Annotated in this window: 12 protein-coding genes; 3 read left to right on the plus strand and 9 right to left on the minus strand. The window is 72.4% G+C overall.

Annotated features, from left to right (window positions below; genetic code table 11):
* Positions 1–139: 139 nt before the first annotated feature.
* Together ACLQ29_RS14585 and ACLQ29_RS14590 are read right to left on the minus strand one after the other, a co-directional pair.
* On the minus strand, positions 140–748 hold the full coding sequence (locus ACLQ29_RS14585; protein ID WP_393363032.1) for a DedA family protein: 609 nt from the start codon (positions 746–748) through the stop codon (positions 140–142).
* Positions 749–850: 102 nt separating this feature from the next.
* Entirely contained in the window at positions 851–1,534 is a 684-nt protein-coding gene (locus tag ACLQ29_RS14590) for a class I SAM-dependent methyltransferase (RefSeq protein ID WP_425772114.1), read from the minus strand.
* A gap of 193 nt (positions 1,535–1,727) precedes the next feature.
* Here ACLQ29_RS14590 and ACLQ29_RS14595 point away from each other — a divergent pair, with 193 nt between their 5' ends.
* On the plus strand, positions 1,728–1,931 hold the full coding sequence (locus ACLQ29_RS14595; RefSeq protein ID WP_007462771.1) for a cold-shock protein: 204 nt from the start codon (positions 1,728–1,730) through the stop codon (positions 1,929–1,931).
* Between the two features lie 48 nt (positions 1,932–1,979).
* Here the strand turns inward: ACLQ29_RS14595 and ACLQ29_RS14600 are convergent, their stop codons facing one another.
* From ACLQ29_RS14600 to ACLQ29_RS14620, 5 genes are all read right to left on the minus strand, one after another.
* A complete protein-coding gene (locus tag ACLQ29_RS14600; protein WP_425772115.1) occupies positions 1,980–3,260 on the minus strand; it encodes an MFS transporter in 1,281 nt (426 codons plus the stop codon).
* Entirely contained in the window at positions 3,257–3,832 is a 576-nt protein-coding gene (locus ACLQ29_RS14605) for an ArsR/SmtB family transcription factor (protein WP_425772116.1), read from the minus strand. Before ACLQ29_RS14605 ends, ACLQ29_RS14600 begins: the two co-directional genes overlap by 4 nt.
* Positions 3,833–3,943: 111 nt before the next feature.
* Positions 3,944–4,825, minus strand: coding sequence for a hypothetical protein (locus ACLQ29_RS14610; RefSeq protein ID WP_425772117.1), 882 nt, complete (start codon positions 4,823–4,825; stop codon positions 3,944–3,946).
* Between the two features lie 160 nt (positions 4,826–4,985).
* Positions 4,986–6,668, minus strand: coding sequence for a CocE/NonD family hydrolase (locus tag ACLQ29_RS14615; RefSeq protein WP_425772118.1), 1,683 nt, complete (start codon positions 6,666–6,668; stop codon positions 4,986–4,988).
* Between the two features lie 3 nt (positions 6,669–6,671).
* Entirely contained in the window at positions 6,672–7,187 is a 516-nt protein-coding gene (locus ACLQ29_RS14620; RefSeq protein ID WP_425772297.1) for a MarR family winged helix-turn-helix transcriptional regulator, read from the minus strand.
* Positions 7,188–7,310: 123 nt separating this feature from the next.
* On the opposite strand from ACLQ29_RS14620, the gene ACLQ29_RS14625 reads away from it, so the two are divergent.
* The gene (locus ACLQ29_RS14625; protein WP_425772119.1) at positions 7,311–9,437 is read left to right on the plus strand and encodes an MMPL family transporter; all 2,127 of its coding nucleotides are present in this window, start codon (positions 7,311–7,313) and stop codon (positions 9,435–9,437) included.
* A 48-nt stretch (positions 9,438–9,485) separates the two neighbouring features.
* Here ACLQ29_RS14625 and ACLQ29_RS14630 read toward each other — a convergent pair whose 3' ends face one another.
* On the minus strand, positions 9,486–10,367 hold the full coding sequence (locus ACLQ29_RS14630; RefSeq protein ID WP_425772120.1) for a transglycosylase SLT domain-containing protein: 882 nt from the start codon (positions 10,365–10,367) through the stop codon (positions 9,486–9,488).
* A 33-nt stretch (positions 10,368–10,400) separates the two neighbouring features.
* Positions 10,401–11,816 (minus strand): DedA family protein, encoded by a 1,416-nt coding sequence (locus ACLQ29_RS14635; RefSeq protein ID WP_425772121.1) that lies wholly within the window; start codon positions 11,814–11,816, stop codon positions 10,401–10,403.
* A 133-nt stretch (positions 11,817–11,949) separates the two neighbouring features.
* Between ACLQ29_RS14635 and typA the strand changes: the two genes are divergently transcribed.
* Positions 11,950–13,818 carry a translational GTPase TypA gene (typA, locus tag ACLQ29_RS14640; protein ID WP_425772122.1) on the plus strand — a complete coding sequence of 623 codons (1,869 nt, stop codon included), beginning with the start codon at positions 11,950–11,952 and terminating at the stop codon, positions 13,816–13,818.
* Positions 13,819–13,918: the final 100 nt, after the last annotated feature.

A 13,918-nucleotide genomic window follows, 5' to 3' on the forward strand; every position in this document is an offset into this window, starting at 1 on the left:
CCACACCCCCGGGGGGGGGGGGGCCGGGCGGGGCGGGGGTGGTCTCCCCCCGCGCCCCGGGGGGGGGGGGCCCCGCCCGCCCCCGCCCCCAACCGCAACCACCGACTCCCCACAGCAACCACCGACAAGCCCAGCAACCTCAACCAGCAACAACGAACAACCGCCGCCGCGCCCCCAACAGCACGACGGAAGCCAGCACCATCCCGACTCCCATGGTCACCAGCAGCGGGCTGGGCTGCCCCGGCAGCAGCCCGGCCAGCGATCGGGATGCCGTGCCCAGCGCGAGGTAGAGACCGGCCCAGGCGGCGGCGCCGAGCGTCGCGCAGCCGAGGAATCGCCGGTACGACATCCGTAACCCGCCGGCGGCCAGCGGAAGCAGCGCGTTGAACACGGGCAGGAACGGCGCGACGATCATCATCCGACCGCCACCGCGACGCAGGATCCCCTCCGCGGCCGACCAGCGCGGCTCACCGATCCAGCCGCCGATCCGGCTGTGTCGCAGCCGCTCGGCGTACCGGCGGCCGATCAGGAAGCTCAGCGACCAGCCGGCCAGGCAGCCGACCAGCACCGCGGTGAAGGTCGCCAGCCCGGTGGTCGGGCGGCCGACCCCGACGGCGGCCAGGATCGCCACGTCGCCGGGGATCAGGACACCCAACAGGGGTACGGCGTCGAAGAGCATGACGAGGCCGAGCGCACCCATCAGCAGCAGAACGGGTAGTTCGCCGATCTGTGCCAGCCATTGCGTCATGCCTCGTACGCTATGGCCGCCGGACCACCTCGGACATCCGGTTCCAGCCCCCAGGCCCCCCTGGTATCGGTCTCGGGGTCGTCCCTGAGGCGGTGTCCGCGCTCAGACGGGTCGCAGCACCTGCACCCGGCGCAACGACGAGTCGACCGAGGGTTCGGTGGTGGGTACCGGATAGTCGGCGAGGACCGTCAGGCGGTCCGCCGGTAGGTGCCCTCGGCCGGGGTCACCGACCAGCACGTCGGCGCCCCGGGCGGCGGCCCTCTGCAGGAAGGGCAGCATCTTCTCGGCCATCGCGCGGTCGTAGAAGACGTCGCCGGCGACCACCAGATCGGCCTCCGCGTCGGTGCCGTCGAGCAGGTCGTCCCCGGTGACGTCGACGTCGACCCGGTTGGCCCGCGCGTTGAGGGTGACGGCGGCGACGGCGTACGGGTCGATGTCGTTGGCGACCACCTCCGCGGCGCCGGCGAGCGCGGCGGCGATGGCCACCAGTCCCGAGCCGGCGGCGAGGTCGAGGACCCGACGTCCGGCGGCCAGCTCGGGGTGGTCCAGGAGGTGCCGGGCCAGTGCCTGGCCGCCGGCCCAGGCGGACGCCCAGTACGGTGCCGGCAGGGCGTGCCCGGCGGCTGCCTCCATCCGAGCCCAGAAGACGATCGCGTCCTCGGCCAGGTGCAGCCGCACCTCGGGGACGAACGGGGTGGGCACCAACCGGAGTCGGTCCAGGCCGGCGCCGGGCGCGTCGATCTCGCGCTCCAGCTCGGTCAGCACGTCGGCTGCGGCACCCCTCATCGGCGCAAGCATGCCCCAGCGGCGGGTGGTCGGGGCAGGTTTCACGTGCCGGCGCGCAGAGTTCACCCGAGTTCGCACGAAGACCTACGGCACTTCGGCCAGCGGATTGGGGTTTCGCCCGTTACTGTCGGACAGGTACGGGCGATCATCGGCCAGAGGCCGAGGGTCAGCCGCTTTGAACAGGGAGAGATGCATGGCAACCGGCACGGTTAAGTGGTTCAACTCGGAAAAGGGCTTCGGTTTCATCGAGCAGGACGGTGGAGGGCCGGACGTGTTCGTCCACTACTCCGCCATCGCCTCGAGCGGCTACCGGGAGCTCAACGAGGGCCAGAAGGTCGAGTTCGAGGTGACCCAGGGGCAGAAGGGTCCGCAGGCGGACAACGTCCGCCCGATGTAGCTCCGTGCCGGTGACGGCGGCCGGTCTCCGGCCGCCGTCGCAGCGCACTCAAGACGCCGCCGGGGCGGCGGGCATGTCCCGCCGCCTCCGGATCGGTCCGATCAACAGAATCAACGGGGTGACCGCCAACCAGGCGGTCATCACGACAATCGCCGTCGCGACGCCGTAGCGCGCGCCGAGGGCTCCGGCGAGCACTGCCGCGAGCGGGATCGTGCCGTAGTTGAGCAGGTGCATGCTCACCGTCACCCGGCCGAGCAGGTGGTGCGGCGTGTAGGTCTGCCGGAAGGCGCCCTTGACGACGTTGCCGATGGCCACCCCCAGGCCGATCAACAGGCCGCCGAGGGCTGGCCAGGCCAACCCGATGCCGGGTGCGCCGAGCGGAATGAGTAGGGCTGGCGGGCCGGTGAACACCGCGGCGATCAGCAGTGCCCGCGCGGTGCCGCAGCGCCGGCCCAGCGTGGTGGCGAGCAACGCCCCGATGATCCCTCCAGCGCTCATCACGGCGATCAGGACGCCCACCAGGCCCGGTGCGAGACGCAACTCACGGACCAGGAAGACCACCAGGACGGCCTGGTAGCCGGTCAGCCCGATGTTGCTGGCCGCGCCGAAGACCGCCAGCACCCGCAGGTACGGGTCCCGGGCGACGAAGCGCAGCCCTTCGGCGATGTCGCGGCGCAGTGGGCGGGACCGGTCCGCCCGGCGTGCGCATGGTTCGACGGTGCGGATCCGCAGGAGGCACACCGCGGAGACCAGGAAGCTGATCGCGTCCAGCAGCAGCGCGGTGACCGCACCGATGAGCTGGGCGATCAGACCTGCGACGCCGGGTCCGACGACATAGCTCGCGGTCTGGGTGGCGTGCAGCTTCGCGTTGCCCTCCGGCAGTTGCTCGGGTCGCAACAGCACCGGGAGGTAGACCTGGTCGGCGGTTTCGAAGAAGACCCGCGCGACGCCGGCGCTGAGCGCCACCACCAGCAGGTGCGTCACGGTGAGCCGGTCGAGTGCCGCGGCGAGCGGCACGGTGAGGAACAGCAGCGCGCGGAACAGATCGCAGGCCACCATCACGGGTCGGCGGGGCAGCCGGTCCACCCAGGCGCCGGCGGGCAGGCCGATCAGCAGCCAGGGCAGCCAGGCCGCGGCGGTGAGCACCGCCACCTGGAAGGTGCCGGCGTCCAGGACGGCGACCGCGACCAGGGGCAACGCGACCGTGGTGACGTTGCTGCCGATGCTGCTGACCGTCTGGCCGGTCCAGAGCAGCCGGAAGTCGCGGTGCCGCAGCAGCCCGCCTCCTGGACGGACCGGATCCGGACCGGTGCGGGTGGTCGCGGTCACGGCCGGGCCGGAATGCCGTGGGCGAACACGAACACGGGCTGCCGCTCGTGGCCGTCGGCGGGGACCGACCGGTCGGCCCAGCGGTCCAGCAGCGCGACCATTTCGCGGCTCAGCGCGGCCAGTTCGTCGGGGGTGAGGTGCAACCACTTGTTCAGGGAGAACGGGCCGTCGTGCCAGGTCGCCTGTGCCGCGTCGTCGGCGGCGTGCCAGGCTCGGGCCAGGGCGACGTGCCGGTCCAGATTGAGCGAGATGGCGGCGTCCGCGACCACCCGGGCGGCCGGGTCGGCGTCGAAGTCGCTGCTGGACCAGCGCACCCCTGGGGTGACCAGCCGCCACCACCGTTCGCGCCGGTCGCGGGCCAACTCGGGAGCCTCGGTGACCAGGTCCGCGGCGGCGAGAACCTTGAGGTGGTGGCTGACGTTCGCCGGCGCCTGGTCGGTGCGTTCGGCGAGCAGGCCGACGGTCGAGGGTCCGTGCACCGTGAGCACGTCCATCAGCCGGCGACGCAGCGGGTGGGCCATGGCAGCCAGCACCCGCGAGTCGGTGACGTGGCGTACGTCGGGGGTCTCCATACCGCCAGCCTGTCATCCGCAACATCTGTTGCGCAATACTTATTGCTCAACAGTCGTTGCGGATGAGGGTTGGGGAGAGGGGCGGCCCGGCGGCTACGGCCGCCCCTCCGCTCAGGCGACCAGCCGGCGGGACAGCTCGTCGGCGACCTGCTTGGCGATGGTGGGCGGAATGGCCGCGGCGATATCCTCCGGCGTGAGCCCCGCGAGGACACCCTCGATGATCGCCGCCTCGTCGGTGAAGTCCTTCCCGGCCAGTGCGTTCAGCGTGGTCTGCAGGGCGGTGAGCTGCTTCGTCATCGCCTGCAGGTTCCAGTTGCCGGCCACCGGGGCACCGGTGTCGTCCCGACCCTCGGCCATCCGGGTGTAGATCTGTCCGATCGGGTTTCGGCCGTCCAGCACGGTGAGGTTCGTGTGGACCGTGGCCAGCCAGTTGTGCTCTTCGGGGGTCATGTCGTCGTCCTCCAGGAGTCCGATGGAGCTGAGATAGCGGCGGAACAGCGGCCGCTGGTCGCGGCCCGCCTTGATGGCGTCACGGAAGAAGCTGAAGTGGGTGTGCCAGCGGTGCGAGCTGTCGCCGGTGCTCCGTATGCCGAGGCGGTCCCACCGCTTCACCGTGCTGCCGTCGGGGCTGTAGATGATCTCGCGAAGGTCCCGGGTGTCGGCCGCGTTCGCGACGCACTGGGCCACGCACCAGAGCGAGAAACTCCTCATGGTGTGCGTACGGCCGGCGGAGCGGACCTCGAACTGGCCGACGTCCAGCGCCGCCGCGTCCAGGGTCAGTCCGGCTCGGTCCCGGGGTGACTCGACAACCGAATAGTCGTTCGTGACCACCCGGTCCGAGCCGCAGTGATAGCCGCCGCGGTGGTCCGGGTCGCCGACGATGCCGACCTCGTCCGGCTCCAGGTCGGCGGCGCGGACGGTGTTCGGGTCGACGTTCAGATGAGTGAGAAGAAGGCTTCGGACGGCCAATAGGTTTGCCGGGGCCCGCGTCATGGGGTCCCCCTCTCGGATAGGGCGGGGACCGGGTACGACGTCACACCGCGTACGCGGTGTTGGGCTTCGGGCGATCCCGGTCGGCTTGCTGCACGGCACCGGGCGTTACACCAACCATAGCCCGCATTATCGATGAATGCCCAGCTCAGGAGGGTTCTTTTTAGATTGGGGGTGCCGTCGGGGCTGAGTGGACGATCGGCAGCAGCAGCGCCGACGGGTGAGCGGGGTCGTGGAACACCTGCCGCCAGCCGGCACGCAGCGTCACCGCCGTTCCGAGCGGTTCCCCGGTGCCGGGGTTGCGCGCCCACCTCGGATGGGCGCCACCGGCGATCTGCACCCGCAGCCGGTGCCCGGTGGCGAACCGGTACGCGGTCGGCCAGAGCGCCACCGGGACCCGCCGCACCCCGGCCGGGTCGGCGGGGAAGCGTTCGGGGGTCACTCGCACCAGACCGTCGCACACGTTCCACGAGCGACCGCGCCGGTCCACGTCGCACAGCCGCACGAAGACGTCCAGGTACGGCAGCTCACCACGGACGTGGATCTCGGCGCGGACCGGGCCGATCACCTCGATCGGGCCGACAAGTGGGGCACTGGTGTAGATCAGCACGTCGGGGCGGGCTTCGACCTGCCGGTTGTCCACCGGGCCGGCCTGCTTGGCGACCAGCAGCGGCCCACCCCGCGACGGGGTGGGGTCGGCCGGGTCGTACCGGAACTCGTCCGGCGCCGACGCGAGCGGCGGGCGGACCGCCAGCTCACCTCCCGGATGCAGGTGCCAGGCGGTCTCGACCGTCGAAGGTGGCCAGTCCGGTAGGTCCCGCCAGCCGCCGCCGGGCCCACCCACGTGCAGCCGGACCGGGGCGGCCCCGGCCGGGCGCGCCCGCCGGCCGACCGGTGGCGCCGCCGTCAGGTGCTCGTCGAGCCAGGCCAACCCCTCCCGCAGGGCAGCCACGAACAGGCCCGGGCTGCCGTGTGTCCAGGGGCCGACGACGAGGCGTGGCCGCGTGCCGGCGGCGCGCAGCGTGGCGTAGTCGTCGAGTTGGGCGGGCAGGAAGATGTCGTGCCAACCGCTGACCATGACCACCGGCGCCCGCACCCGGGCCACCCGGTCGGCGAAGACGCGTTCGCGCCAGTACGCCGCCTCCGGGGTGTGGTGGCGCAGCCACTCCTGAAAGAACGGGACGGTCACGCCGGTGGCCACCCGGTCGGCGTCCGCGAGCGGCAGGTGCGCCAGCGCGGCGGCCAGCCGGGGCTGGCCACGCTTGAGCTCCCACTGCCGGGACAACCACGGCACGGTCTGCGCATGCAGCAGCTCCGCCCAGGTCAGCACGGTGTCCAGGGCGAAGGACTCCCCCGCGTACGTCGAGTCCCGGGTGGCCGAGGCGGTCACCACCGCGACCATCGCGCGCAGCTCGTCGCCGGCGTCGGCGGCCAGCGCCCACTGCGCGAAACCCTGGTAGCTGACCCCGAACATGCCGAGCTGGCCGGACCACGAGGGCTGGCGACGCAGCCAGTCCAGGGTGTCCACTCCGTCGTCGCGCTCGCGCACGAGCGGCGCGAACGTGCCACCGGACCCTCCGGTGCCCCGGCAGTCCTGGATCACCGCGTGCCGACCCCGCGCGGCGAGCAGCCGGCCGAGCAGCCGCAGTGGTCCGCCTCGCCCGTACGGGGTGCGGATCAGCACGGTCGGCGCGCCGCGAACCGCCGCGGCGTAGTGGTCGGTCCGCAGCACCACACCGTCGCGGGTGCGGACCGGGATGTCGCGGGTGACCCGCACCGGGCCGGGACGGGTCGGCGACAACCGCAGCGCGACGGCCGCGAGGCGGGTGACCAGCCGGGCCGGCACGGCTCAGCCCGTCGGCGGGCGGGGCGACCCGGGCCGGGCGGCGCGCACCGCGTCCCGGTGCCCCCGCAGCGACTCGCTCATCTGCGCCATGAACCGGTGCACCACCTCCAGCTCGCCGTCGTCGAAGCGGGCCATCACCGTGTCGGTACGCGCGCCCAGCGGCTGGAAGAACTGCATGGCCAGGGCCGCTCCCTGGTCGGCGTAGTGCAGCAGCACCTTGCGCCGGTCGACGGTGTCCCGGTCCCGGCGGATGTGACCGGCCCGCTCCAGCCGGTCGATGAGGGCGGTGACCGAGCCGGAGGAGAGATTGAGCTGCTCACCGAGGCGGCCGGGGGTGATCGGGTCACCGAGCAACTCGGCGTCCATCACCGCGATCAGGGCCTGGAGGTCGGTCGGGTTGAGGCCGTGCAGGTTGGCGAAGGCGTGGCCGACCTGCTGGGCGTCCACCGCGTACCGCCGGAGGTTGTTGGTGATCTCCGCGACCAGCTGCTCGCGGCGCGTGTCGCGCCGCCGGTACATGCCGTGAGTCGCCACCTCGCGCCGCTCTTCCCGTCGTCGGTCTCCCGGGTTGCAGCATAGAACAGCCCTCGATAATCTCGGCTATCAAGATACTCGGCTGCCGAAGGACTTTGGGGTCATCTGATGTCTGTGTTCACCAGGGTCGCGCGCGGCCGGCTGGCCGCCTGGCTCACCGTGGCCGCGGCGATCGTCGTCGGCGCGGTCGTCTTCGGAACGCCCCAACCGGACAACCCGGCCCCGGTCTCCGCCACCGGCCTGTCGGTGCGGTGGCAGTCGACACAGGTGGAACGCCTCCAGGAGCAGTTGCCGTCCAGCGAGGTCCAGCCGGCCATCGTGGTGGTGAGTCGAGGTGACGGCGGCGCGCTGAGCGAGGCCGACCGGGCCGCCGTCACCGCCCGCGCCGGCGACCTGGGCCGCTTCGCGGTGGGTGGACGCGTCAGTCCCCCGCAGCTCTCCCCGGACGGGGCGGTCGCGCTCGTCGCCGTGCCCGTCGACACCAGCGGTGGTCAGGACGAGGTCACCGGCACTGTCGACGAGCTGCGCGCCGCGCTGGGCGACCTGCCCGCCGGGCTGACCGCCGAGGTGACCGGCGCACCGGCCTTCACCGCCGACCTGTCCTCGGTGTTCGACGGGGCCGACGTCACCCTGCTCGCGGTGACCGCTGCCGTGGTGGCGCTGCTGTTGCTGATCACCTACCGCAGCCCGTTTTTGTGGATCGTGCCACTCGTCGTGGTCGCCGCGACCGAACAGCTCACCCTGCGCGCGGTCGACGCCATCGTGCCGGCCGTCGGCATCAACCTCCAGCAGGGCCAGGTCACCGGCATCGCCAGCGTGCTGGTCTTCGGCGCCGCCACCGACTACGCGCTGCTGCTCATCGCCCGCTACCGCGAGGAGCTGCGGCGCGAGCAGGACCGGTACGCGGCGATGCGCGCCGCGTTGCGGCGTACCGCCGAGCCCATCCTCGCCAGCGGCGGCACCGTGGTGCTCGGAGTCCTCACCCTGCTGCTCAGCGAGCAGGAGACGAACCGGGCCCTCGCCGTGGCCTGCGCCACGGGTGTGGTCTTCGCCATGCTGTCGGCGCTGTTCGTGCTCCCCGCCGTGCTGGTGCTCCTCGGCCGCGGCCTGTTCTGGCCGTTCGTGCCCCGCGTCGGTGGCCCGGCCCGGGAGGGACGGCTCTGGGGCCGGCTCGGCACCGCCGTGCAACGCCGCCCGGTGGTGGTCGCGGTGCTGGCCACCCTGCTGCTCGGCGGTCTGGCGTTGGGTGGGCTCGGGATCCGCACCGGCCTGTCCGAGACCGAACAGTTCCGGGCCGAGCCCGAGGCGGTGACCGGGGCGCAGACCCTGGCCCGTGCGTTCCCCGCCGGCAGCACCCAGCCGGTGGCGGTGCTCACCAACCCGGCGGCAGCGCGGGCCGTCACCGAGGCCGCCACCGCCGTGCCCGGGGTCGCCTCGGCACGCCCCGGCGACGCCGGGAACGCCGTCGCCCAGGTCGACGTCGTCCTGGACGCCGAACCCGGCACCACCGCCTCGGACCGCGCCATCGAGGCCCTGCGCGAGGCGGTCGCCGCCGTCCCCGATTCCGCTCCGCCCGCCGCGGCCGGCGCCGACACGCCATCCGGGGCGATCGTCGGTGGCTCCGTGGCCGCCACCTACGACTCCGACGAGGCCAACGACCGCGACCTGCGACTGATCCTGCCGATCATCCTGGTGCTCGTCGGCGCCGTGCTCGTGCTGCTGCTGCGCGGCCTGCTCGCTCCGCTGCTGCTGGTGCTCACCGTGATCGCGTCGTTCTTCGCCAGCCTCGGCGCGGCGTGGCTGCTCTTCGACCACGTGCTGGGCTTTCCCGCGCTGGACAGCGGTGTGCTGCTGCTCGCGTTCGTGTTCCTGGTGGCGCTCGGGGTGGACTACAACATCTTCCTGGTCACCCGGGCCCGGGAGGACGCGCGCGGCGCGGGCACCCGCGACGGGATGCTCTCCGCCCTGCGGGTCACCGGCGGGGTGATCACCAGCGCCGGAGTGCTGCTCGCCGCGGTCTTCGCCGTCCTCGGCGTGCTGCCGCTGATCACGCTGACCCAGATCGGCATCATCGTCTGCATCGGCGTGCTGCTCGACACCCTGCTGGTGCGCACCGTCCTCGTGCCGGCGCTGGCGTTCCTGCTCGGAGACCGCTTCTGGTGGCCCGGCCGGATCACCCCGGACCAGCCGGCCGACAGCCCGGCGTCGCCGGAGCCGGTCGCCGCCCGCGACTGACCGGCACGCGCGCGGGGCCGTGGCGACACCGGCACGGCCCCGTCGAGATCAGTAACCCAGGCAGACGCACTCGGTCATCAGCGCCCGCACGTTGCGCACGTACGACGGGTTGGGGATGGCCAGGGGCTCGCCCTCCTGCGCCACCGCGCCGTGTCCGGCGTTGTACGCGGCGATGACCGCGTTGAGCAGGCAGGAATTCAGCTCGGCCCCACACAGCGCCGGGTCGAGGCGGAAGTCCGACTCGAAGTACATGTCGCCGATGTACTTCGTGGCCCAGGCCAGGTAGGTGGCCCCGAGGAAGGCGTTGTCCCGGTAGTCGTCGATCTGGTAGCTCTGCTCGAACCGCTGGTTCATCCAGGTCGCGGTGTTCGGCATCACCTGCATCAACCCCACGCCGCCGTCGCAGGCGTAGATGTTGGACTGCCAGCCGCTCTCCTGCCACGCGGTGGCCTTGAGCAGGCCGAGTGGGATCTTGATGTCCGGCGCGGAGACCGGCCAGTAGGAGCGGGCGGCGGCGTCGGTCAACGCCGCCTTCGCCTCGGCCTGGGCGGCCTGGGTGCCGCGGTAGGTCGGCTTGCAGGAGCTCGGCGCCGGCTTCGGCGGGGCCGGCGGGACCAGGGTCTCGGTGGGCGGTTTCGCCACCGCGAGCGGCTTCGGGGCCGTACGGGTCGGCTTCTTCTTCGGCTTCGGGGTCGGAGATGGGGAGGCGCGACGGCTCGGCGCGGCACCCATCGACTCCACGGCGCTCAGCGACGGGCTCGGCGCCACGGTGGCCTCCTCGGAGGGAGGATTCGCCGGCATGTCCGAGAACGCGACCGGTGCGTTCTGGTCCGGCGGGCTCTTCCCCTCGCCGGCGCACCCGGCCAGCACACTCGACACCAGCAGCCCGACGAGCACCGCAGCGCCGAGCCGATTGGTCAGTCGAACCATCGTGGTGCCTCCCCGTGTGACAGTCGTCGCACCCTAACAAGGTTCCACCGGCCGCCGGTGCCCCTGCGGCGGCGTCACCGCCTGGTCGTCCGGCTGCTCGAGATCACCCACGGCCCGGTCCCGGGTGGCCCAGGCGACCATGAACACCACGGTCCAGAGCACTCCGAGCAGCACCGCCGCTGCGGTCCCGCTCGCCGAGTCCAGGCCGAGGTAGAGCCGTGCGCCGCCGATCCCGAGCATCCCGGCGGCGGCGGTCGTCCACGCGGCCACCGACACCGGCCACCGGGCGCTGCGCGACACCAACCAGGCCAGGGTGCAGAAGCTCGCCGCGACCACGGCGTTCTGGGTCGAGAGCGCGGCCACCTCGCCGCCCGGCGTGGTGCCGTGCGCACCTGTCACCTCGGCGGCCACCGCCAACACCACGAGCGGCACGAACGCGCCCACCGTGCCGACCACGCTGAGCAGGTCCGCCCGCCACGGTCGGTTGCGCCACGCCAGCACCGCGGCCACCAACCCCACCAGGGCGATCAACACCGACCCTCGCACCACCGACACCACGACCATCGTGGCTTCGGCGGCGTCCGGGGTACGTCGGGCGGCGAACCACCCCGCGATGGCGTCGTCGAGCGCGGCCAGCCCACTGTTGCGGATCACCACGGCGAGCAGCCCGGCGATGGCGAGCCCGGCGGCGAAGAGCAGCAGGAGCCCGGCGGCCAGATTGAGCAGCAGCGTCCAGGCCGGTCCGATCCGCATGGCCACCAGGAAGAACAGCACCCCGTAGCGGGCGGTGAGCCACCGCACCGGGGGCAGCGCGCCGGCCCGGGACAGCAGCGCGCGGACCGGGTCGGGATTACGACCCAGCCACCGGCCGACGAGCACCACGCCCAGCAGGCCGGCCAGCAGCAGCCCCGCCACGCCGGTGGCCCGGCCGAGCAGCCGGGAGACCGTGTCGTACGACTCACCGGCGAGGTGACCGAGCAGGACCGAGCCGCCCACCCAGGTCGCCACCCCGGCCAGGTTCCACGGCGCGAACCGCCGGTACGGCATGCCGGCCGCACCGGCCAACCGGGGCACCAGGGTGCGGGCGAAAGCCACCCAGCGGGCCGCGAACACACCCCGCCCGCCGAGCCGCGCGAGCATGGCATCGGCCCTGGCCCACCGCTGGGGACCGACCCGGTGACCCAGCCCGGCGCGCAGTCGGGGCCCGTAGCGCCGGCCGGCGCGGAAGGCCAGCCCGTCACCGAGAACCGCCGCGACGATCATCGCGAGCAACGCCGGTCCGAGCCGCAAGGTACCGTTGTAGGTGAGGAAGCCAACGAGCAGCAGGGTAGCCTCACCCGGCACGAGCAGGCCGAAGATCACCGCGGTCTCGCCCGCCACGATCAGCGCGGCGACCAGGTAGATCCAGAGGGCGGGCAGACTCTGCACCCAGGTCAGCAGGTCGTGCACTCAGGCCCCCGGAACACGGGAGTCAGCATGCCAGCCGGGGTAACCAGCCGGACAGCAGTTTCACCATAGATCAGGGGCACCTGGGGGTGACCCCGACGCGGCCTGCGCGAGCGCAGGCGGAAGGATAGAGGGTATGCAGCTTCGCACCGACCTCCGCAACGTCGCCATCATCGCTCACGTCGACCACGGCAAGACCACGCTTGTCGACGCCATGTTGCGGCAGGCCGGGGCGTACGGCGCCCGGGGCGAGAACACCGAGCGGGTGATGGACTCCGGTGACCTGGAGCGGGAAAAGGGCATCACGATCCTGGCCAAGAACACCGGCGTGCGGTACCTGCCGGCGGACGGCTCCGACCCGGTCACCATCAACATCATCGACACCCCCGGCCACGCCGACTTCGGTGGTGAGGTGGAGCGCGGCCTGACCATGGTCGACGGCGTGGTGCTGCTCGTCGACGCCAGCGAGGGCCCGCTGCCGCAGACCCGCTTCGTGCTGCGCAAGGCGCTGCGGGCCCGGATGCCGATCATCCTGGTGATCAACAAGGTGGACCGCCCCGACGCCCGGATCAAGGAGGTCGTGGACGACACCTACGAGCTCTTCCTCGACCTGGACGCCGACGAGGAGCAGATCGACTTCCCGATCGTCTACGCCTGCGCCCGCGACGGCATCGCCTCGCTGACCCAGCCCGCCGACGGTTCGGTGCCCGACGACAGCACCTCCCTGGAGCCGCTGTTCCGCACCCTGCTGGACACCATCCCGGCACCCTCGTACGAGGACGGCGCGCCGCTGCAGGCGCACGTCACCAACCTCGACGCCTCGCCGTTCCTCGGCCGGCTGGCGCTGTGCCGGGTCCGACAGGGCACCATCAACAAGGGTCAGACGGTGGCCTGGTGCCGCACCGACGGCAGCACCCAGCGGGTCCGCATCTCCGAGATGCTGATGACCGAGGGCCTGGAGCGCACGTCGGCCGAGACCGCCGGACCGGGCGACATCATCGCCGTCGCCGGCATCCCGGAGATCATGATCGGTGAGACCCTCGCCGACCTCGAGAACCCGGTCCCGCTGCCGCTGATCACCGTCGACGAGCCGGCCATCTCGATGACCATCGGCACCAACACCTCGCCGCTCGTCGGCCGGGTCAAGGGCTCCAAGGTCACCGCCCGGATGGTCAAGGACCGCCTCGACAAGGAGCTGATCGGCAACGTCTCGCTGCGGGTGCTGCCCACCGAGCGGCCGGACGCCTGGGAGGTGCAGGGCCGCGGCGAGCTGGCGCTGGCCATCCTGGTCGAGCAGATGCGCCGGGAGAGCTACGAGCTCACCGTCGGCAAGCCGCAGGTGGTCACGCGGGAGATCGACGGCAAGACCTGCGAGCCGGTCGAGCGGCTGACCATCGACGCCCCGGAGGAATACCTGGGCGCCATCACCCAGCTCCTCGCGACCCGTAAGGGTCGGATGGAGCAGTTGGTCAACCACGGCACCGGCTGGATCCGGATGGAGTGGCTGGTCCCGGCGCGCGGCCTGATCGGCTTCCGCACCGAGTTCCTCACCGACACCCGGGGCACCGGCATCCTGCACCACGTCTTCGAGTCCTACGAGCCGTGGTTCGGCGAGCTGCGCACCCGCAACAACGGCTCGCTTGTCGCCGACCGGTCCGGCGCGGTCACCGCCTTCGCGATGACCAACCTGCAGGAGCGCGGTCAGCTCTTCGTCGACCCCACCACCGAGGTGTACGAGGGCATGATCGTCGGGGAGAACTCCCGCTCCGACGACATGGACGTCAACATCACCAAGGAGAAGAAGCTCACCAACATGCGGCAGTCGACCTCCGACGAGACCGAGAAGCTGGTCCCGCCGCGCAAGCTCTCGCTGGAGCAGGCCCTGGAATTCTGCCGCGAGGACGAGTGCGTCGAGGTCACCCCGACCGCGGTGCGCATCCGCAAGGTGGTGCTCGACCAGCAGCAGCGGGGCCGGGCCGCCGCCCGCCGCAAGCACGCCGGCTGACCGCACCCGCACCCGACACCGGGCGCGGGGGGGGGGGGGGGGGCGCGCCCCCGCCCCCGGGTCGCCGCGGGGGCGGCGGCGCCGCCCCCCGCGCGGGCGC

The organism is Micromonospora sp. DT228 (assembly GCF_049841595.1).
GTDB lineage: Bacteria > Actinomycetota > Actinomycetes > Mycobacteriales > Micromonosporaceae > Micromonospora.

Bases quoted from the DNA above. Each gene is read 5' to 3' on its own strand.
- ACLQ29_RS14585 (WP_393363032.1), bottom strand. From the start codon at position 748: ATGACGCAATGGCTGGCACAGATCGGCGAACTACCCGTTCTGCTGCTG.
- ACLQ29_RS14590 (WP_425772114.1), bottom strand. From the start codon at position 1,534: ATGAGGGGTGCCGCAGCCGACGTGCTGACCGAGCTGGAGCGCGAGATC.
- ACLQ29_RS14595 (WP_007462771.1), top strand. From the start codon at position 1,728: ATGGCAACCGGCACGGTTAAGTGGTTCAACTCGGAAAAGGGCTTCGGT.
- ACLQ29_RS14605 (WP_425772116.1), bottom strand. From the start codon at position 3,832: ATGGAGACCCCCGACGTACGCCACGTCACCGACTCGCGGGTGCTGGCT.
- ACLQ29_RS14610 (WP_425772117.1), bottom strand. From the start codon at position 4,825: ATGACGCGGGCCCCGGCAAACCTATTGGCCGTCCGAAGCCTTCTTCTC.
- ACLQ29_RS14620 (WP_425772297.1), bottom strand. From the start codon at position 7,187: ATGTACCGGCGGCGCGACACGCGCCGCGAGCAGCTGGTCGCGGAGATC.
- ACLQ29_RS14625 (WP_425772119.1), top strand. From the start codon at position 7,311: ATGTCTGTGTTCACCAGGGTCGCGCGCGGCCGGCTGGCCGCCTGGCTC.
- ACLQ29_RS14630 (WP_425772120.1), bottom strand. From the start codon at position 10,367: ATGGTTCGACTGACCAATCGGCTCGGCGCTGCGGTGCTCGTCGGGCTG.
- typA (WP_425772122.1), top strand. From the start codon at position 11,950: ATGCAGCTTCGCACCGACCTCCGCAACGTCGCCATCATCGCTCACGTC.